General features: G+C 73.0%; 14 protein-coding genes. 8 read left to right on the top strand and 6 right to left on the bottom strand.

Going from position 1 to position 19,007, the window contains the following annotated elements; translation table 11 throughout:
- The first annotated feature begins 90 nt into the window (after positions 1 to 90).
- From JOD64_RS12285 to nagA, 3 genes are read left to right on the top strand one after another with little or no spacing between them, the layout of a single operon-like run.
- On the top strand, positions 91 to 1,020 hold the full coding sequence (locus JOD64_RS12285) for an SIS domain-containing protein (RefSeq protein ID WP_204942351.1): 930 nt from the start codon (positions 91 to 93) through the stop codon (positions 1,018 to 1,020).
- Positions 1,017 to 1,988 (top strand): ROK family protein, encoded by a 972-nt coding sequence (locus JOD64_RS12290; protein WP_204942352.1) that lies wholly within the window; start codon positions 1,017 to 1,019, stop codon positions 1,986 to 1,988. Before JOD64_RS12285 ends, JOD64_RS12290 begins: the two co-directional genes overlap by 4 nt.
- On the top strand, positions 1,985 to 3,094 hold the full coding sequence (nagA, locus tag JOD64_RS12295) for an N-acetylglucosamine-6-phosphate deacetylase (RefSeq protein ID WP_204942353.1): 1,110 nt from the start codon (positions 1,985 to 1,987) through the stop codon (positions 3,092 to 3,094). Before JOD64_RS12290 ends, nagA begins: the two co-directional genes overlap by 4 nt.
- A 731-nt stretch (positions 3,095 to 3,825) precedes the next feature.
- Here the strand turns inward: nagA and JOD64_RS12300 are convergent.
- Complete coding sequence (locus JOD64_RS12300; RefSeq protein WP_204942354.1) at positions 3,826 to 5,049, bottom strand: DUF4032 domain-containing protein; 1,224 nt, start codon at positions 5,047 to 5,049, stop codon at positions 3,826 to 3,828.
- A gap of 90 nt (positions 5,050 to 5,139) precedes the next feature.
- Here JOD64_RS12300 and JOD64_RS12305 point away from each other — a divergent pair, with 90 nt between their 5' ends.
- On the top strand, positions 5,140 to 5,886 hold the full coding sequence (locus JOD64_RS12305; RefSeq protein ID WP_307813350.1) for a phosphatase PAP2 family protein: 747 nt from the start codon (positions 5,140 to 5,142) through the stop codon (positions 5,884 to 5,886).
- A gap of 11 nt (positions 5,887 to 5,897) precedes the next feature.
- Positions 5,898 to 7,133, top strand: a complete 1,236-nt coding sequence (locus JOD64_RS12310) for an APC family permease (RefSeq protein WP_204942355.1) — start codon at positions 5,898 to 5,900, stop codon at positions 7,131 to 7,133.
- A gap of 19 nt (positions 7,134 to 7,152) precedes the next feature.
- Here JOD64_RS12310 and JOD64_RS12315 read toward each other — a convergent pair whose 3' ends face one another.
- From JOD64_RS12315 to JOD64_RS12330, 4 genes are all read right to left on the bottom strand, one after another.
- Entirely contained in the window at positions 7,153 to 7,938 is a 786-nt protein-coding gene (locus tag JOD64_RS12315; protein ID WP_204942356.1) for an ABC transporter permease, read from the bottom strand.
- The gene (locus tag JOD64_RS12320; RefSeq protein ID WP_204942357.1) at positions 7,935 to 8,924 is read right to left on the bottom strand and encodes an ATP-binding cassette domain-containing protein; all 990 of its coding nucleotides are present in this window, start codon (positions 8,922 to 8,924) and stop codon (positions 7,935 to 7,937) included. Before JOD64_RS12320 ends, JOD64_RS12315 begins: the two co-directional genes overlap by 4 nt.
- A 30-nt stretch (positions 8,925 to 8,954) precedes the next feature.
- The gene (locus JOD64_RS12325) at positions 8,955 to 11,807 is read right to left on the bottom strand and encodes an AfsR/SARP family transcriptional regulator (protein ID WP_204942358.1); all 2,853 of its coding nucleotides are present in this window, start codon (positions 11,805 to 11,807) and stop codon (positions 8,955 to 8,957) included.
- 85 nt (positions 11,808 to 11,892) lie between these two features.
- Positions 11,893 to 13,878: a potassium channel family protein gene (locus tag JOD64_RS12330; protein ID WP_239559489.1), complete on the bottom strand. Its 1,986-nt coding sequence runs from the start codon at positions 13,876 to 13,878 to the stop codon at positions 11,893 to 11,895.
- A 95-nt stretch (positions 13,879 to 13,973) separates the two neighbouring features.
- Here JOD64_RS12330 and JOD64_RS12335 point away from each other — a divergent pair, with 95 nt between their 5' ends.
- The 3 genes from JOD64_RS12335 to JOD64_RS12345 all read left to right on the top strand — a co-directional run bounded on the left by JOD64_RS12335 (position 13,974) and on the right by JOD64_RS12345 (position 17,320).
- Positions 13,974 to 14,462 carry an MSMEG_6728 family protein gene (locus tag JOD64_RS12335; protein WP_204942359.1) on the top strand — a complete coding sequence of 163 codons (489 nt, stop codon included), beginning with the start codon at positions 13,974 to 13,976 and terminating at the stop codon, positions 14,460 to 14,462.
- Positions 14,463 to 14,488: 26 nt separating this feature from the next.
- A complete protein-coding gene (locus tag JOD64_RS12340) occupies positions 14,489 to 16,042 on the top strand; it encodes an FAD-dependent oxidoreductase (protein WP_204942360.1) in 1,554 nt (517 codons plus the stop codon).
- A gap of 66 nt (positions 16,043 to 16,108) precedes the next feature.
- Positions 16,109 to 17,320, top strand: coding sequence for a hypothetical protein (locus JOD64_RS12345; RefSeq protein WP_204942361.1), 1,212 nt, complete (start codon positions 16,109 to 16,111; stop codon positions 17,318 to 17,320).
- Between the two features lie 27 nt (positions 17,321 to 17,347).
- Here the strand turns inward: JOD64_RS12345 and JOD64_RS12350 are convergent, their stop codons facing one another.
- Positions 17,348 to 18,928, bottom strand: a complete 1,581-nt coding sequence (locus tag JOD64_RS12350; protein WP_204942362.1) for a serine/threonine-protein kinase — start codon at positions 18,926 to 18,928, stop codon at positions 17,348 to 17,350.
- Positions 18,929 to 19,007 lie beyond the last annotated feature (79 nt).

The following is a 19,007-nucleotide window of genomic DNA, read 5'->3' on the forward strand; positions in this document are numbered from 1 at the left end:
CACGACCACCCGCATTCGCGCAGAATAACGCGCGAAATGCGGGTCTAACGAGCCGTATTGCGCACCGGTCGCTTCTGCGAGGAGTTTTCCATGGCGTACGTGGACGCGGAGATCGCGAGCCAGCCCGACTGCTGGCGGGAGGCGGCCGAACTGGCCGGCGTCGTACAGGGTGACCTGCCGCGCCCCGGTGAGCGGGTCGCCGTCGTCGGTTGCGGCACGTCGTGGTTCATGGCGATGGCGTACGCGGCCCGCCGCGAGCAGGCCGGCCAGGGCGAGACGGACGCGTTCCAGGCGTCCGAGTTCCCCGCCGGCCGCCGCTACGACCGGTTGATCGCGATCACCCGCTCCGGCACCACCACCGAGGTGCTGGAGCTGCTCGCCGCGCTGCGCGGCCGGACACCCACCACCGTCATCGTCGGTGACCCGGCGTCCCCGGTGGTCGAGTTGGCCACCGCGACGGTGGCCATGCCCTTCGCCGACGAGCGGTCGGTGGTGCAGACCCGCTTCGCGACCACCGCACTGGCCCTGCTCCGGGCCCACCTGGGCGACCCGGTGGCCGCGCTCGCCGCCGACGCCGAGGTTGCGGTGCGGTCCCCGTTGCCGATCGACCCGGCCACCATCGAGCAGGCCACCTTCCTGGGTCGAGGGTGGACGGTCGGGCTGGCGCAGGAGGCAGCGTTGAAGTGCCGCGAGGCGGCCACCTTCTGGGCCGAGGCCTACCCGGCGATGGACTACCGGCACGGCCCCATCTCGGTCGCCGCGCCCGGCCGGCTGGTCTGGGCGTTCGGGGAGCTGCCCGACGGGCTACCCGAGGATGTGGCCGCCACCGGCGCGGCCTTCGTGCACAGCCGCACGCACGGGTGGCGCACGGTGTTGGGCAGCTGGTCCGCCGGTCGTACCCCGGTCGACCCGATGGCCGACCTGATCCTGGCTCAACGTTTCGCGGTCTCGCTGGCGACCAGCCGGGGTCTCGACCCGGACGCCCCTCGACACCTGTCCCGGTCCGTGGTGTTGACGTGACCGGCGGCGACGCCACGGGCACCGAGCGCGTGGTCGTTGCGCTGGACGTCGGCGGCACCGGCATGAAGTGCGCCCTGGTCCGGCCGGACGGCGTCGCGGTACGCACCGAGCGGCACCCCACCGACGCCACGCGCGGCCCGGCCGCGGTGGTCAACACGATCCTGGATGTGGCCGGCGGGCTGGCCGCGAAGGCCCGCGCCGACGGGCTCACCCCGATCGCCCTCGGCATCGCCGTGCCCGGGGTGGTGGACGAGGCGCGCGGAGTGGCGGTCTGGTCGGCGAACGTGGGCTTCCGGGACGTACCCCTGCGGGACCTGGCGGTGACGCGGCTCGGTCTGCCGACGGCGATCGGCCACGACGTGCGCGTGGGTGGTCTGGCCGAGGCCCGTCTCGGCGCCGGCCGCGGCGCCGGGCACGTGTTGTTCGTGGCGATCGGCACCGGCATCGCCGCCGCGCACGTCGTCGACGGCACGGCCGCCGTGGGTGCCCACGGCGCCGCCGGGGAGATCGGCCACATCCTGGTGCGGCCCGACGGCCCGCGCTGCGGGTGCGGTCGACCCGGCTGCCTGGAGGCGGTCGCCTCGGCCGCCGCGATCGGCCGCCGCTACGCCGAACTTTCCGGCGTGACAGCCGACCCTCCGGTGACAGCGGCCGAGGTGGCCGAGCGGGCCGCGGCCGGCGAGGCGCTCGCCAACCAGGTTTGGCAGGAGGCGGTCGAGGCCCTCGCCGACGGCCTCGCCACCGGGCAGGCGCTGTTCGACGTGGCGACGATCGTGCTCGGTGGCGGCCTGGCCCAGGCCGGGGACCGGCTGCTGATCCCACTGCGGGCAGCACTGCACGAACGGATGACCTTCCACCGGGAGCCGCAGCTGGTCGCGGCGGCCCTCGGCGACGAGGCCGGATGCCTCGGCGCCGCCCTGCTCGCCCTGGACGCGGTACGCGTCCGTGACCTTCAGGAGAAACGATGACCGCGCGGGTGAACGGCCGAGTGGTGACCCCGAACGGTGTCATCCGACAGGGCTGCGTCGAGTGGGACGGGGACCGCATCACCGCGGTCGCCGAGTACCCGTCGGTCCGCGACGGGCACTGGATCCTGCCCGGCTTCGTCGACATGCACACACACGGTGGTGGTGGGCACACCTTCACCACCGGGGACGCCGACGAAGCCCGGGCGGCGGCCGACTTCCACCTCGCGCACGGCACGACCACCCTGCTGGCCAGCCTGGTCAGCGCGCCCTTCCCGCTGATGCGCGCGGCCACCGAGGCGTTCGCCCCGCTGGTCGACGAGGGTGTGCTGGCGGGAGTCCACTTCGAAGGGCCCTACCTTTCCGCTGCCCGGTGTGGGGCGCAGAACCCGGAGTACCTGCGCGACCCGTCGACCGACGAGCTTTCCGAGCTGATCGAGCTGGGTCGGGGCGCGATCCGGATGGTCACCCTCGCTCCGGAGCGCGACGGCGCACTGGAGGCGATCAAGCTGCTCACCGCGCAGCGGGTGGTGGCTGCGGTGGGCCACACCGACGCGACGTACGAGCAGACCCGCGCCGCGGTCGCCGCCGGCGCCAGTGTCGGCACTCACCTGTTCAACGGCATGCGGCCTGTGCACCACCGCGAGCCGGGCCCGGTGGTGGCTCTGCTCGACGCGCCGACCGTGATCTGCGAGTTGGTCGCCGACGGGGTGCACCTGCACGACGGCATGCTGACCTTCGTCGCCGCGACCGCGGGCCCGGACCGCGCGGCGCTGATCACCGACGCGATGGCCGCCGCGGGCATGGCCGACGGCGAGTACGAGTTGGGCGGCCAGGCCGTCACCGTGACCGACGGGGTGGCCCGGCTCGCCCGCGACGGCGCGATCGCCGGCAGCACGCTGACCATGGACGCCGCGCTGCGGCACGCCGTCGGTGTCGGGATCCCGATCGCCGACGCGGCGCGGATGGTGGCCACCACCCCGGCGCGGGCCATCGGCCTGGGCAACCGGGTGGGTTCCCTCCAGGTGGGCCTCCGCGCCGACCTGGTGGTGCTCGACGCCGACCTGAACGTGGTCCGGGTCCTCCGCAACGGCTCCTGGAGGGAGTGAAGCCGGCCCGGCCGCGCCTGCCCCGCGCCCCCGACCCTGCGCCCCAAGCCTGCCCGCGCCCGACCTTGCCGCACGCCCGAGCCTGCCCCGCCCCGCGACGACCCGCGACGACCCGCGCCCCGCCCCGCCCCGCCCCGCAGCCGAGCCTGCCGCACCCCCGCGCCCAGCAGCCAGCAGCCAGCAGCCAGCAGCCAGCAGCCGAGCCTGCCGCGCAGCCTGTAGACCTGCCCCAGATTTGGGGCAGGCAAGTCGGGCTGCGCACGGTCGATGGCCACACAGGGCTCGTCGTCGCGGCGCGCGGGGCGACGCGGGGCGACGCGGGGCGACGCGGGGCGACGCGGGGCGACGCGGGGCGACGCGGGGCGACGCGGGGCGACGCGGGGCGACGCGGGGCGACGCGGGGCGACGCGGGGCGACGCGGGGCGACGCGGGGCGACGCGGGGCGACGCGGGGCGACGCGGGGCGACGCGGCGACGCGGGGCGACGCGGGGCGACGCGGGGCGACGCGGGGCGACGCGGGGCGACGCGGGGCGACGCGGGGCGACGCGGGGCGACGCGGGGCGACGCGGGCGACGCGGGGCGACGCGGCGACGCGGTTCAGAAGTCGGCACACAAGGTGGCAGGCGGGGCTGCCCCACATCTGGGGCAGCTCTACAGGGCGCCAACAACGACCTGCCATCTCCAGCGCGCCTCGTGAGAACGCAGGTCAGGCCGTTCGGTGGGGCGGAAGGTCAGCTGAGGGTGGGGACTTCCACACCGAGCACAGCCTGCTCGTCGGGGCGGTGCACGAGCACGTCGACCAGGTACGACTGGACCGCGTGGCGCATCCCGACGTCCCGGCCGGCCTGCTCGGAGAGCAGCCACTTGTGCTCGATGATCTGCGCGAACAGCTCCTGCGGCTCCAGCTTCTGACGAAGGTGCGCGGGAACGGCCCGGACCACCGGCTCGAAGACCTCGGTGAGCCAGCGGTGCGCGGCCTGCTGCTCGTCGACCAGGTCACTTTCCGCCCGGTAGGCGTCCAGGTCGTTGAGCAACTTGCGGGCCTGGTTCTCCTCAGCGTCCAACCCGGTAAGCCGCAGCAGCCGCCGGGTGTGGTACCCGGCGTCGACCACCTTCGGCCGAACCAGGTAACGCCCATCGTCGATCGATGACATGGCAACCTCGGCCACGTCGAAGCCCAGTTCGTTGAGGCGGCGGATCCGGCCCTCGATGTCGTGCCGGGCCTCCCTCTCGACGGCCTGCTCGTAGGTGATCTCGTGCCAGAGCCGCTCGTAGCGCTGCACGACCTCCTCGCAGACCACCTCCGGGTCGATGGACTCGTGCAGCAGGCCGGCGGCCTGCAGGTCCAGCGCCTCGCCGAAGATGTTCACCCGGGCGATCTCCAGGTCCTCACCGCGCTGCCCATTGGAGAGTGAGTTGTGCAGCGCGCCCGTCTCCGCGTCCACCAGGTAGGCGGCGAAGGCACCCGCGTCCCGCCGGAACAGGGTGTTCGACAGCGAGCAGTCGCCCCAGAAGAAGCCGGTCAGGTGCATCCGCACGATCAGGGCGGCGAGCGCGTCGAGCAGCCGGCTCATCGTCTCCGGACGCAGGGTGTGCGAGAAGAGCGCCCGGTACGGCAGCGAGAACTGCAGGTGCCGCGTGATCAGCACCGATTCGAGGGGCTCCCCGTCCTCGGTCTGCCGGTCGGCGACGACCGCCACCGCCTCGACCGACGGAAAGTCGATCCGTTCCAGGGCCCGGAGCAGGTCGTACTCGCGCTCGGCGATCCGCTCGCGGGTCTCCTTGAACGCGTACACGTAGTCGCCCAACCGGACGAACCGGACGATGTGCCGGGAGATGCCCTGCGGCAACGCCACCAGATGTTGGGCAGGCCACTCCTCCAGCGGTGTCGACCAGGGAAGGTCGAGCAGCGCCGGGTCCACGAGGGCAGACGTGATCCGCACGGGCACAAGCATGACTGGTCGTCCCCCGTATCCGCCCCTGATCGTGGTTGGGCCCACAGCGCCGCACACCCCGGCCTCGCGCCGGGCCGGTAGCGTGGTCGCGTGCTCAAACCCACAGCGGTACGACGTGACCTGCGGCTACGGCCCGTCCGCCCGGCCGGCTGGTGGTTCGACGCGCTCCTGCTGGTCGGGTTCGGCGCGTTGACCCTCGCCCTCGCCGGGGGTGCGTTGCTCGGTCTGGACCTCGCGGTCCGGGAGTGGGCCTACGCCCATCACCCAGCGCCGATCTACTGGACGGCCCGGGTGTTCAACTTCCTCGGGCAGGGTGGTTGGCTGCTGATGCCGCTCGCCGGGGCGCTCGCCGTCGCGGTGGCCTGGCGGAGCCGCACCGTCCGGCCACTGCTGCTGCTGGCGGGGGCGTTCGTCCTCCTTTATCTGACGGTCGGGCCGCTCAAGGTCCTGACCGACCGGGCCGCGCCCAGCTCCGACCTGCCGCCGACCCAGTCGGTTCGGATCTTCAACAACCTGCCGCCCACCGAGTACGACCTGTCCTACCCGTCCGGGCATGTCGCCAACGCGATCGTTTGGTACGGGGTGATGGCCGTCCTGCTGACCGCGCTGACGGCGGGGCGACTGCACCCGAACGTGCACCGACTGATCCGATTCGCTCCGCCGGCGATCCTGCTCGTCACCACGACCTACCTGAACTTCCACTGGCTCACCGACGGCGTGGCGGCCCTGCTGCTCGGGGTCTTCCTGGACCGGCTGCTGCACCGGGTGCCCTGGGACGACATCCCGCTCCCCCGACGGCTACGCGATTGGGACCGGCCGTTCACCTCGTACCCCTAGGGTTTCAGTCCGTGAATCAACTGGCGCGGCGGCTGGGCGTACCCGATGCGGTTGTCATCGGGTTGGGCTCGATGCTCGGCGCGGGCGTCTTCGTGGTCTTCGGCCCGGCGGTGGCGGCGGCCGGCGGCGCCGGCCTGCTGCCCGCGCTGGTGCTGGCCGGCTTCGTCGCCTTCTGCAACGCGACCAGCTCGGCGCGGCTCGCGGCCCGTTACCCGGAGTCCGGCGGCACCTACGTCTACGGCCGGGAGCGCCTCGGGCCGTTCGCCGGGTTCCTGGCCGGCTGGGGCTTCGTGGTCGGGAAGACGGCGAGCTGCGCGGCGATGGCGTTGACCATCGGGGCGTACCTCTGGCCGGGCCAGGCCCGGCTGCTCGCCGCCGGCGCGGTGCTCGCGGTGACCGCGGTGAACCTGCGCGGCATCGGCAAGACCGCCACCGTGACCAGGGCGTTGGTCGCGCTGGTGCTCGCGGTCCTCGTCCTCGTCACGGTTGTCGGCGTGGTGGGCGGGCCGGTGCACCTGGACCGGCTCGGCGCACCCGGCGGTTCGGCGCGGGGCGTGCTCACCGCTGCCGGGTTGCTGTTCTTCGCCTTCGCCGGGTACGCCCGGATCGCCACGCTCGGCGAGGAGGTCCGCGACCCGCAGCGGACCATCCCGCGTGCGGTGCCGCTGGCGCTCGGGGTGGTGCTCGTGATCTATCTGGTGCTGGCCGTGGTCGCCCTCGGCGTGCTCGGTGCCGACCGGCTGGCCGACTCCGCCGCGCCCCTGGTCGACGTGGTGACCGCCGCCGGGCTCCCCGGCCTGGCGTGGGTGGTCCGCGCCGGTGCCACCATCGCGGTCGTCGGGGTGCTGCTGTCCCTGGTCGCCGGGGTCGGCCGGACCACCCTCGCGATGGCCCGCCGCCGTGATCTGCCCAGCGCGCTGGCCGTCGTGCACCCCGTGCACCAGGTGCCGCACCGCGCCGAAGTGGCGGTCGCCGCCGTGGTGATCGTGGTGGTGCTGCTCGGCGACGTACGCGACGCGATCGGCTTCTCCAGCTGCACGGTGCTCGTCTACTACGCGATCACCAACGCGGCGGCGCTCACCCTGGGCCGAGACCCGGACCGGCGGTTGCCGGTCCGGGTGCTCGCCGGTCTGGGGCTGGTCGGCTGCCTGCTACTGGCGGTCAACCTGCCGCTGGGCAGCGTTCTCGCCGGCTTCGGTGTGCTCGCCGTCGGTGCCGCCTTCTACGCCCTGCGGGCTCGCCACTGACCCTGGCAGGCGGCCGGAGTCAGCGACTCAGCCGCCGGTAGCGGCGCACCGCCAACGGGGCGAACGTCGCGATCAGCAGCACCGGCCACAGGACCGCCAACAGCATCGCGTGCTCCGCCGGCCAGGAGGTGCCACCGAGGCCCGGATTGCCGAACAGTTCGCGGATCGCCGCGACGGTGGCCGACAACGGATTCCACTCCGAGATCGTCCCGATGACCGACGGCATCAGCTCGGGCGACACGAAGACATTGGAGATCGCGGTGAACGGGAACGCCGCCGGAAAGACGATCACACCGACCGTGTCCGGGTTGCGGACCAGTAACGCCAGGTAGATCCCGACCCAGGTGATCGCGATTCGCAGCAGCAGGAGGAGACCGACGGCGAGCAACGCCTTGCCGACACCCTGTCGCCACTGCCACCCGACGAGCAGGCCACAGATCAAGAGGGTGGACATCTCCAGCAGGGCACGCAGCAGGTCGGCGGCACTGCGACCGGTCATCAGGGCGGACCGTGCCATCGGCATCGACCGGAACCGGTCGACCACGCCCCGGCTGAGGTCCAGCGCCACGCCGGTCGCGGTGGCCCCCAGCCCGTACAGCATCGTCATCACGAACACCCCCGGCAGCAGGAACTCGCGGTAGCTGCCGCCACCGGACACCTGCATACCGCTGCCGAACACGTACCCGAAGACCAGCACGAACATGATCGGCAGTGAGAAGTAGAGGATCAGCTCCTCCGGCGCGCGTACCACGTGGGTCATGTTCCGCCTGGTCATCGTCCAGCCGTCAGCGATCACAGCGGTCATGCCACGTCCGCCTTTCGTCCCGCGGCGACGGGCTCGCGGGCCTCGTCCGGCCGGTGTCCGGTCAGGTGCAGAAACGCCTCGTCCAACGTTGCGCGCCGCAGACCGATGTCCTCGACCGCGATCCCGGCGTCGTCCAGCGCGCGTACCACGTCGACCAGGCCAGCGACGCGATCGACCACCGGCACGCTGAGCCGGCGGAGCTCCGGGTCGAGTTCGGGCTCCGCGCCGCAGATCGGCGCGACGAGGCGGGCAGCGCGGCTCAGCTCGGCCGCGTCGCGTACCACCACCTCGATCCGGTCGCCACCGGTCATCGACTTCAGCTCGTCCGGCGTGCCCTCGGCCACCACCCGGCCGGCGTCGATCACCGAGATCCGGTCGGCGAGCTGATCGGCCTCCTCCAGGTACTGCGTGGTGAGCAGCACCGTGGTCCCGTCCGCGACGAGACCACGGACCAGGTCCCACACCTGGTTGCGGCTGCGCGGGTCCAGGCCGGTCGTCGGCTCGTCCAGGAAGAGCACGCGCGGCGTACGGATCAGGCTGGCGGCGAGGTCCAGTCGTCGGCGCATCCCACCCGAGTACTCACCGGCGGACCGGCTCGCCGCCTCGTCGAGCCCGAACCGTTCCAGCAGGTCGCCAGCGCGTCGACGGGCCTCCCGTCGATCGAGCCGGAACAGTCGGCCGAACAACTCCAGGTTCTGCCGGCCGCTGAGGATCTCGTCGACCGCTGCGTACTGCCCGGTCAGCCCGATCCGGGCGCGCACCTCGTCCGGCTGGCGCAGCACGTCGTACCCGGCCACCGTGGCCCTTCCCGTGTCGAAGCGCAGCAGCGTGGTGAGGATCCGTACGGCCGTCGTCTTGCCCGCGCCGTTCGGTCCCAGCAATCCGTGGACCGTGCCGGTCGGCACGGCCAGGTCAAATGCCTCCAGCGCGCGGGTCGGGCCGTACCGCTTGCCCAGACCCTCGGCGACCACCTCGAATGTCGTCATGCCCCCACGGTGCGGTGCGACGCTGACGGATCACGCACCGTCCGCTGACGGCGGCGCACCGGCCTTCTCCGCCTCGGTGATCTCCTCAAGTGCGAGAAGGATCTCCGCGCGGGCGGCCTCACCGACGTACCAGCCGGTGAGCCCGCCGGCCAACGCCTCCTCGCAGAACCGTCTCGCGGCGGCCAGGTCCCCGCGCAGCCGGGCCACCTGGGCGAGACCGAGCCGGGCGCTGGCCACGAACTCGGGCGCGCCGCTGCGCTGCGCGAGGAGCAGCGCACCGGCGAAGTCGTCGTGCGCCGCCGCGAGGTCACCGGCGCGCAGCCTTATCTCGCCCCGGGTACGCAGCATGTCGGCCTGGTCGACGGCCGAGCCGAGCGCCTCGACCAATCCCATGGCCTCATCCATGTGGGTGCCCGCCGTCTCCGGGTCGCCCTGCCAGGCAGCCAGTTCGCCCAGTGCACCGAGGGTGATCATGCAACCCCACCGGTCCCCGGCACTCCGGAAGCCCTCGAGTCCGGAGGCCAGCGCCGCCCTGGCCTGGTCCCACTGGCCGCCCCACATCAACGCCGAGCCGCTCCCCATCGCGCCGAGCGCGTTGATCCACACGTCCGGGCCGACCAGCCGCCGCAACTCCCGCATCAGTTCGTCGACGTGCTCGGCGCCGCCGGACGGTGGCCCGGTCGAGATCCCCGACAGATACAGCAGGAACGGTTGTCGAGGCGGCCGGTCGAGGCTACGGATCACGGACCGTTGCGTTCCGAGAGAGGGCAGCGGACCGGAGCCAGCGAGCGAGGCGTTGTAGACGCAGAGGGCGAATTCCTCGGTCAGCCCCGGCGGTGCTTCGGGGCCGAGTAGTTCGAGGACGTCGGCGGCCAGCCGGGCACCTTCCCCGCGCATACCGCGCAGCCACCAGTAGAACGACAGGGCCGCCACCAGCCCAGCCGCATCGGACGCGTCACCGGCGGCCGTGGCTCGGCGCAACGCCGCGTGCAGGTTGTCCCGCTCCGCGTCGAGCAGCCGCAACCAGTGCAGCTGTTCGGCGCGTCGGAGGTGGTCGCTGGCGGTCCAGGCGAACTCCAGGAAGTACTCGGTGTGCGCGCGACGTAGCCGGTCGGCCTCGTCGGCCTCGGCGAGACGCTCGGCGCAGAAGGCCCGCACCGTTTCGAGCATCCGGTACCGGCCACCGGTCATCTCCACGAAGGACTTGTCGACCAGACCGGTGAGCGCGTCGACGAACTCGGAGGCGGGCAGGCCGCAGACCCGCCCGGCCGCCTCCAGCGTGGCCCCACCGGCGAAGACGGTCAGCCGTCGGGCCACTCTCCGTTCGGCGTCGTCGAGCAGATCCCAGCTCCACTCGACCACGGCCCGGAGGGTGCGGTGTCGCGGCGACACGGCCCGACTGCCCGTGGACAGCAGCCGGAACCGGTCGTCGAGACGGGCGGCCACCTCGGCGACGGACAGCGCCCGCAGTCGCGCGGCGGCCAACTCGATCGCCAACGGCAGGCCGTCGAGGCTGCGGCAGATCCGCAGCACCATCTCGACGTTGCTCGGCGTGACGGTGAAGTCGGGCGCCACGTCGACGGCCCGCTGGGCGAAGAGCCCGACCGCCGCGTACTCGTCGGTGTCCAGCGCGGACGCGCCGAGCGGCGGCAGGGTGAGCCCGGACAGCGGGCACAACGCCTCACCGGCCAACCCGAGCGGCTCCCGACTCGTGGCCAGGACGCGCAATGCCGGGCACGCGCTCAGCAACCGGGCAGCCAGCCGGGCCGCGTCGACGAGGACGTGCTCGCAGTTGTCGAGCACCAGCAGCAGTCGCCGCTCGGCGAGCGCCTCGACCAACCGGTCGGTGGTCAGCCGGCCCGGCTCGGCCGGGGCGCGCAGGCCCGCGTCGCGCAGCCCGAGCGCGCTCAGCACCGCCTGCGGTACGTCCGATCCGTCGGCCAGCCCCGCCAGCTCGACGAAACGAACCTCCCCGTCGACGTGGCCGGCAGCCTCGATCGCCAGGCGGGTCTTACCCGCACCTCCGGGGCCGGTGAGGGTGACGAGCCGGCGCTCGCCGAGCAGGTCGCCGACACGCTTGAGCTCCTCCTCGCGCCCGACGAACGTGGTGAGTTGACTCGGCAGCGCCGGTTCGGCCGACCCGCGTTCCTCACCACGCAGCACCGCCAGGTGAATCGCGGCCAGCTCCGCCGATGGATCAACGCCGAGTTGCTCGGCCAACGTGTGCCGGGCGTCCTCGAACTCGGCCAGCGCCTCCGCCGACCGCCCCAGGGCGGCCAGGGCGCGCATGAGCTGGCCGCGCAAGCGCTCCCGCAACGGATGCGCGGCGACCAACTCCCGTAGCTCCGCGATCAGCGCGCCGTGTGCGCCCAACGCCAGGTCCGCCTCGACCCGATCCGCGATGGCGGCCAGCCGCAGTTCGTCCAGCCGGGCCGCCTGCGCGAGCGCATCGGCTGCGCCGAGGGCGTCGGCCAGGGCAGGACCACGCCACAACTCCAGCGCCTCGCGCAACACCGCCGCCGCCCGGGTCCAGTCTCCATCGACGAGCGCCCGGCGTCCCGCCTCGGCGAGCCGTTCAAACCGGTACGCGTCGACGTCGTCGGGATCCACAGCGAGGCGATAACCGGCCGGGTGGAACTCGACCGGGTTGTGCTCGGCGGGCAGCGCCTGGCGCAGCCGCGACACCTGGGACTGGAGCGCGTTTGCCGCGCCCCGCGGCGGATGCTCCCCGTACAGACCATCGATCAGCCGCTCGGCGGAGACCACCCGACCCGCGTCGATCAGCAGGAGCGCCAGCAGCGCGCGCAGCCGCGGACCGCCCACGGGGACCTCACGCCCGTCGGCCAGCAACACCTGGGTCGGCCCCAGGATGCGGAAACGCATGACATGGATTGTCGCTCAGTGCCGGCCGGTTCCTGCTCACCGATCCGCCGGCGTTGCTGATCTTCACCGGCTGTGCCGGGTGGCGTCAGCTCACCTTGCCGGTCCCGTCATGCCGACGCGTCAGCTCGAATTCGTCAGGTGGGCCGCCTGTGGTCGTCGAAGAAGCGCCCTCGGTGGGGGGAACGGGATGCGCCGCGCCGGGCGCAGCCGCGGCGACCCTGGAGTCAGTCGGGCCCGGCACCGAGGAGGGCACCACCGTCGGGATGTGCACCCCGCTGTGGACCGCCCCGGCCGGCTGGGGGACTGGGCCCGGTCGGGCCGGCGGGGCGCACTGCCGCGTCAGCCAGTCCAACCCGCGCCGCCGGGCGACCACGGTCAGCCGGTCACCGGGGAAGATCACCTGTCGGGGGTCGAGATCCTTCCACCAGATCGTCTTGGCGCCGCCGGCCGGGGTACGGGCGATCAGCCGGACCTGCCCGTCCCGGTTGACCACCTCCAGCGGTCGGCCGTCCAGCTCGGAGCCGGCGGCCACCGGCACCTCGGCGACCGGCAGCGCGTGCCGGTCGACCGGAATGGTGGTGATCACCGCGCGTTCGGTGAGCGCGCCGATGAAGGCCGGGGCGGCCAGGTAGGAGACCGACCGGGACACCCCGAGGGCGAAGGTCTCCTCCACCCGTTCAGCGAGGTCACCGTCGAAGAGCCGCAGCACCACCCGCAGGTCGGGGTTGAGGTCACGGGCGGCGAGCGCCGCCTCCAGGTTGGCCACGTCGTCGGTGGATGCCACCACCAGCGCCTGGCAGTCGGCCACCGACGCGGCGACAAGCGTCTCGGACAGCGCGGCGTCGCCGACGATCACCGGCACCTCCAACTGACGGGCGAGGGCACCGCCGCGCGGCTCCGGATCCTTGTCGATCGCCACCACCTCGACGTCGTACTCGCGCAGCTGCGCCATGACGCGGGTGCCGACGTTGCCCAGGCCGATCAGCACGACGTGCCCGACCCGCGCGGGTTGCAACTGGCCGGTGTGCAGGGCCAGTCGTGCGTTGACGATGCCGTCCACCACGACGGCGGTGATCAGCGGAATCAGCGCCAACCCGGCCAGGTTGAGCACCACCTGCATGATCTGGGCGCCGGCTGGCTTGGTGGTGTCCGGGTCGGCGCCGCTGAGCGTGGTGACCAGCGTCAGGTACAGGGCTTCCAGTGGGGAGGCGCTCTCGGTGCGGGAGATCAGCGCCCCCAACACCGCGATCACCGCGAGCACCAGCATCACCGCGACGCCGATCTTGCGGGTCGCGAAGCCGCGTACCGCTCCCAGCAGCACCGTGACCGGGCGACGTCGCCGGCGGGCCCGGACCAACCGACGGGCGGCGACCTCGGTGCCCGGCGGCTGCCCGGTCGCCTCGGCCAGCACCAGGTCCGCGCCAGCCTGCTCGGCCGGAAGCAGCTCCACCCCCTGCGCCTCGGTGAGGTGGGCCAGGGCGCAGACCACGTCCTGCGGGCGGACGTCGACCCGCCGCGCCACCCGCAGCGTCTTGTCCCGATGCTGGAAGGAACTCGGGTCGACCTCGCCGAGCGCGGCGGCCACGAAGGCCGGCGCGGCCATCTCGGCGTCGGAGAGCACCTCGACCGGCGCCTTGAGCAGCTTGCGCACGCCGTCGGCGAGGGTGCCGTTGAACATCCGCAGCACCTGACGGACCCGCTGATCCACGGCCTGCGCGCAGAGCGCCGCGTGCAGGTTGCCGACGTCGTCCTGGTGCAGCAGGGCCAGCCCGGTCGCCCCGGCCAGGCCGGCGGCCTCGAAGGTGGCCACGTCCAGCCGATCCGAGCGGACCACCCGAACACCGCGCAGCCCCGCCACGTCCGGGCCGTTGCTGCGGTAACGCTCCGGCACCACGACTGTCACCCGGGCCCCACCCGCCGGCAGTTCGGATTCGAGCATCGCCCGGGCCACGTAGTAGGCGAGCGCGTCCTTCCCACAGATCACGTAGTGCGGGCGCGGATCACCGACGGACCGCAGCCGCCAGTTCCACTCGACCGCCCGTCGCGCCCGGTCCCGCCACGGCTCCGCCATGCCCGGATCGTAATCAGCACGACCATGATGGGCGACCCCGTCCGGATCATCCCAGCGCCAGGCATGCCCGCCCGGGCGACGGGTAGAGCAGCGGCATGCAGACGTTCCTCCCGTACCCGGACTTCCTGGCCAGCGCCCGCACGCTGGACCAGAAGCGGCTGGGCAAGCAGCGGGTGGAGGCCATCCAGGTGCTGCGCGGGCTCACCCGACCCGGGTACGGCTGGCGCAATCATCCGGCGGTGAAGATGTGGGCTGGTTACGAGGAGGCGCTCACCCGCTACGGGCTGGACATGTGCGCGGTCTGGACCGAACCGGGGCGGGCGGACACCTGCGCCACCACGATGACCGTCGACCTCGCCGCCGCCTGCGGGGCCGGCGTCGTACGGACCCAGGACGAGCTGGCCCAGGCTGGTGAGCTGCCACCGTGGCTGGGGCGCGACGACCTGCACCTGAGCCACCGCTCGTCGCTGCTGCGCAAGGACCCCACGCACTACCGCCCCATCTTCGGTGACGACGTGCCCGGGGACCTGGAGTACGTCTGGCCCGCCTCGGACCGCCCCCGCCGCTGCTTACCGCCCGACTGAGCCGCAGGTGCGGCAGACTGGTGCCCATGGCGCTGTCGCAAGTGGCGGGTCGACTCATCGGCGTACGCCGACATGAGGTGGACCCGGGCGGCGGTGGCGCCGACCGCGTGCCGCGACCGACCGCGGCGGTGGTGGTGGGTGGCGGCATCGCCGGCATGTCGGCGGCGGTGGTGCTGGCCGAGCGGGGTGTGACGGTCACGGTGCTGGAGGCTGCGCCGACGCTCGGCGGCCGACTGGGTGCCTGGCCGGAGGCGCTCGCCGATGGGCACCAGCAGAACGAGCACGGCTTCCACGCGTTCTTCCGGCAGTACTACAACTGGCGGTCGATCCTCCGCCGGGTCGATCCTGACCTGGGCTTCCTCAGGCCCATTGCGGGGTACCCGATCCTCAGTGCACAGTGGCCGACCGAGGAGTTCGGCAGGCTGCCGCCCGCCCCACCGGCGAACCTGCTGGCGCTGCTGTTGCGCAGCCCCAGCCTGCGCCTTTCCGACCTGCGACTGATGGACCGCGACGCCGCGTTGCCGTTGCTCAGCTACGACCCGGTGCGGACCTACGCCGAGCTGGACGACACCACCGCCGACGAGCTGTTGGCGTCGCTGCGGCTGCCGGACCGGGCGCGGGCGATGCTGTTCGAGGTCTTCTCGCACTCGTTCTTCAACCACGAGGCGGAGATGTCGGCCGCGGAGATGGTCGCCCAGTTCCATTTCTATTTGCTCGGCAACCCGGAGGGGTTGGCGTTCGACTGCCCGGACGAGGACTACGCGACGGCGATCTGGGAGCCGTTGACCCGGCACGTGGAGAAGCACGGCGGCCGGGTGCGCACCGGCTCCGCCGCGACCGGGGTGCACCGCGACGCCGACGGGTGGCGGGTGACGACCGCCGACGGCGGCAGCCACCCGGCGGGCCACGTCGTGCTTGCCGTGGATCCGCCGGCACTCGCCGCTCTGGTCGCGGCCTCCCACGACCTGGCCGAGCAGGCACCCGAGCTGGCGGCACGGATGCCGGCCTTCGGCGTTCCCGGCCCGCCGTACGCGGTGGCGCGGTACTGGTGCGACGGAGACGTGGGCGCCGAGCGGGCGGTGTTCAACGGCGTGTCCCGGCAGCCCACTCTGGACTCGGTGACGCTCTACCACCGGTTGGAGAACGAGCCGCGGCGTTGGGCTCGGCAGACCGGTGGATCGGTCATCGAGCTGCACGCGTACGCCTGCGATCCCGGCGTGCCGGCCGAGGAGCTGGCCGAGCGGATGCGCCGCGAGTTGGTCGCGCTCTGGCCGGAGGTCGGCGACCTGCGGGTCCGCGAGCTGCGGGCCCGCGTCCAGGCGCAGGCGCCGGCGTTCACGCCGGGCAGCCACGCCTGGCGACCGGGGGTATGCACCGACGCGACCGGCCTCTACCTGGCCGGCGACGGCATCACCACGGACTTTCCGAGCGCGCTGATGGAACGCTCCGCGGCGACGGGGATCATCGCCGCGAACCACATCCTGCGCGCCGAGGGCGGCGCGGCCGAGCCGGTGCGCTCGATCCGGCCGCGTGGGCTGCTGGCCGGTCGCGGCCGTTCAAACCGACAAAACACAACATAAGCATCGGTACGCGCCGTACGCTTGATTGATCAACCGTCGATCGGCCGGGCGGGAGGGCAGCGGGGGATGTCACCACTGCACCGCGCCGGCGCGGAGAACGCTCCACCAATCGGCGAGATCGGCCGCGACGACGCGTACCCACTGATCCGCGACGAACGCGCCTGCATCGTCACGGCGCTGCGGCTGGGCTGGTGGATGGCGGACGCCTATCACCACGGGCAGCACGCCGAACTCGGCGTCCCGGTCGAGGCGCGACCAGCCGTACCGCCAGCCAAGCTCTCCAACCTCACCGAGATGTCCCCCCACCGGCGGATGCGGATGTACCTCGACGGCGTGGACGTCGCCCTGGCTCAGATCGCCGAACTCACCCGGCACACCGGGCCGGTGCCGGACACGTCTGCCGCCCGGGCGCTGCTGCCCGACCTGGCCCAGCCCGACCCCGCCGACCCGGTGCCGCTGCTGCTCGCCCTCGACGAACTCAACGTGGAGGTGCTGCGCTGGGCGATGGCCACCAACCACCGGGTCGGGCTGGCCTACCGGCTGGGCCGATCAGTGGCCGACACCGTCCGAGCCGGTGACTCCGCCCAGTTGCTGCGACAGTTCGGCGGCCGGCAGATCCAGATCAGCCGGTGGCTGGACGAGTTGGCCAGCGTGCTGCCGCCGTACTCGGCTGCGGTGGTGCGCCGGTCGCTGGCCACCTGGGCGACCGCGGTCGAACGGGCCGGCCACGGGGACCCGACCGAGCCGGCGCCCGCCGAGCTGAGCCGGGCACTGCGTGGCCAGGGTGACCTCTGGCGGGACGTGCTGACCGGCGGCCTGCACCCGCGCGACCTGCTCGACGAGGAGGACTACGCGGTGATCGCCAGAAATCTGATCATCCGGGACCGGCGACTGGTGGCGCAGGCGGCACGGGGCATCTTCTGGCCGGTGCTCGTACCCCTGCTGTTGGTGCTCTTCGCGGTGGTCGGGGTGAGCGCCGCCGCGGCCGCCGGATCACCCACCACCCGGGCCACCGTCGCCCTGGTGGGCCTCGGCGCCGGGCTGGCCGCGATCTGGCGGTCGGTGTCCGGGCCGGCACTCGCGGTCGCCGGCGAGGTCAACCGGCCCCTGCTGGACAGCGAACTCACCGCGCGGATGGCGCTGCGGCTGAACCGGCCGCTGACCAACGCCCGGCGCTCGACGGTCGTCGCTCCCCGGACCCGCCGTCAGCGCCGTCCGGAACCGCCGGGCGGTCGATCGAAATACGTTGCCCCTCTCTCCCGCCCCGACCTACCGTGATCGCGCAAGGTCAACCACCGGCCCCGGTCAGCCGGCACGTTCCTTGACCTTCGGCATCGGACGCCCGTTCGGGCAGTGCACCCGGAACTCACTGCGGTGCTCGACCGAGGTCAACTCGACCTGGACCTGCTTCGCGGGGCCGGGGTCGTACGCCTCGGCCAGAAAGCCGGGCGCGAGCGTCACCGCGAGCACCTCGGCCGACTTTCCGACGCAGCGAACGGTGATCGTCCCGCCCCGCGCGTCCACCCGTACGCCCGAGGAAGGAGAGGGCGTCGGCGCGCCCCTGGTCGGGGTCGGTCCCGGGGCGTCAGCGGTTGGGCTCGCGGCAGCCGGATCACTCGGAGCGGTCCGAGGGCCGCTCTGCGGGTTAACCGAGGTGTACCTGGCCGACGGCGCAGCGGGCGGTGCGGAGTCGACCGCAGCGAGCGACGTGGCCGTGCCCGGCAGCCCCACCGTGGTGGCGTCATCCGGCCCGATACGGGTCGACGGCGCCCCCTGCACCGGTCGGCGATTGGCTGAGTCGCCGAGCGACCCGGCCATCGCCACGACAGCGATCACCGCGCCGCCGACCGTCAGCATGACCCGCCGCCGACGCCACTGCCCCCGCTGCGAGGTCGGCCCCGCCTCCGTACCGCGCGTCGGCCCTACGGCCGCCGCGTCGGCCTGGCCCGCGTCGCTCTGGCCCACGTCGCTCTGGCCCACGTCGCTCTGGTTCGCGTCGGTCTGGTTCGCGTCGGCTGCCGCTGGTCCTGCAACTGGGGCGGCCGGCCCGGCGGTGGCACCGCTGACGGCAGCCGTTGCGCCGGAGGCGGCGAGCAGGATGCGGGCCGCCTCGGCGGCCGGTGGCCGGTCGGCGGGTTCGGGGGACAGGCACCAGCGGTAGAGCCGGTGGACCTCGGGCGGTACGCCGTCGATCCGGGGCAGCGGCTGCGGCTCGCCATGCGTGTGAGCGCGGGACATGTCGGTCTGCGCCTCGGCGTGCCACGGCAACCGACCGGTGAGCACCCGGTACAGGAGCAGGCCGAGGGCATACACGTCGCTGGCCGGCAACACCTCGCCGGCCTCCAGCCGTTCCGGGGCGAGATAGGCAGGGGTGCCCAGCAGCCGTCCCTCGAAGTCGACTTCGGACGCACCGGCGACCGCCGCGATGCCGAAGTCGAGCACCTTGGCACCGGTGGGGGCGAGCATCACATTTCCCGGCTTGATGTCGCGGTGCACCAGGTCTTCGGCGTGCGCGGCCGCGAGGGCGGCAGCCACCTCGGCGCAGACCCGCAAACCCGCGCGGGGCGGCAACGGCCCGGCCGCCAGCCGTTGTTCGAGAGTGTGACCGCCGAGCAACTCCATCACCACGAACGGGACCGGGGAACCGTCCAGCGACGACTCGCCGTAGTCGTACACGCTTGTGACATGCGGGTGCGACAAGCGCGCAGCGGCCTTGGCCTCGGCCCGGATCCGCTGCCGAGCGTTGGCGTCCGAGGCGACCAGCACCTTCACCGCGACATCCCGTTCGAGCACCTCGTCGTACGCCCGGTGCACCCTCGACATGCCGCCACTGCCAAGGCGCTCCAGGAGCCGGTAGCGGCCCGCAAGCAACCGATCACGCTGCATGACCGACAGCCTGCCCTACCGACCCGGCGTGAACCACCCCGGATCGAGGTACCGCAATGCTTGCTGCGCCGACGCCACC

Origin of the sequence: Micromonospora luteifusca (assembly GCF_016907275.1) — a bacterium.
Taxonomy (GTDB): domain Bacteria; phylum Actinomycetota; class Actinomycetes; order Mycobacteriales; family Micromonosporaceae; genus Micromonospora; species Micromonospora luteifusca.

Bases quoted from the DNA above. Each gene is read 5' to 3' on its own strand.
- JOD64_RS12285 (WP_204942351.1), top strand. From the start codon at position 91: ATGGCGTACGTGGACGCGGAGATCGCGAGCCAGCCCGACTGCTGGCGG.
- nagA (WP_204942353.1), top strand. From the start codon at position 1,985: ATGACCGCGCGGGTGAACGGCCGAGTGGTGACCCCGAACGGTGTCATC.
- JOD64_RS12300 (WP_204942354.1), bottom strand. From the start codon at position 5,049: ATGCTTGTGCCCGTGCGGATCACGTCTGCCCTCGTGGACCCGGCGCTG.
- JOD64_RS12315 (WP_204942356.1), bottom strand. From the start codon at position 7,938: ATGACCGCTGTGATCGCTGACGGCTGGACGATGACCAGGCGGAACATG.
- JOD64_RS12320 (WP_204942357.1), bottom strand. From the start codon at position 8,924: ATGACGACATTCGAGGTGGTCGCCGAGGGTCTGGGCAAGCGGTACGGC.
- JOD64_RS12325 (WP_204942358.1), bottom strand. From the start codon at position 11,807: ATGCGTTTCCGCATCCTGGGGCCGACCCAGGTGTTGCTGGCCGACGGG.
- JOD64_RS12330 (WP_239559489.1), bottom strand. From the start codon at position 13,878: ATGGCGGAGCCGTGGCGGGACCGGGCGCGACGGGCGGTCGAGTGGAAC.
- JOD64_RS12335 (WP_204942359.1), top strand. From the start codon at position 13,974: ATGCAGACGTTCCTCCCGTACCCGGACTTCCTGGCCAGCGCCCGCACG.
- JOD64_RS12340 (WP_204942360.1), top strand. From the start codon at position 14,489: ATGGCGCTGTCGCAAGTGGCGGGTCGACTCATCGGCGTACGCCGACAT.
- JOD64_RS12345 (WP_204942361.1), top strand. From the start codon at position 16,109: ATGTCACCACTGCACCGCGCCGGCGCGGAGAACGCTCCACCAATCGGC.
- JOD64_RS12350 (WP_204942362.1), bottom strand. From the start codon at position 18,928: ATGCAGCGTGATCGGTTGCTTGCGGGCCGCTACCGGCTCCTGGAGCGC.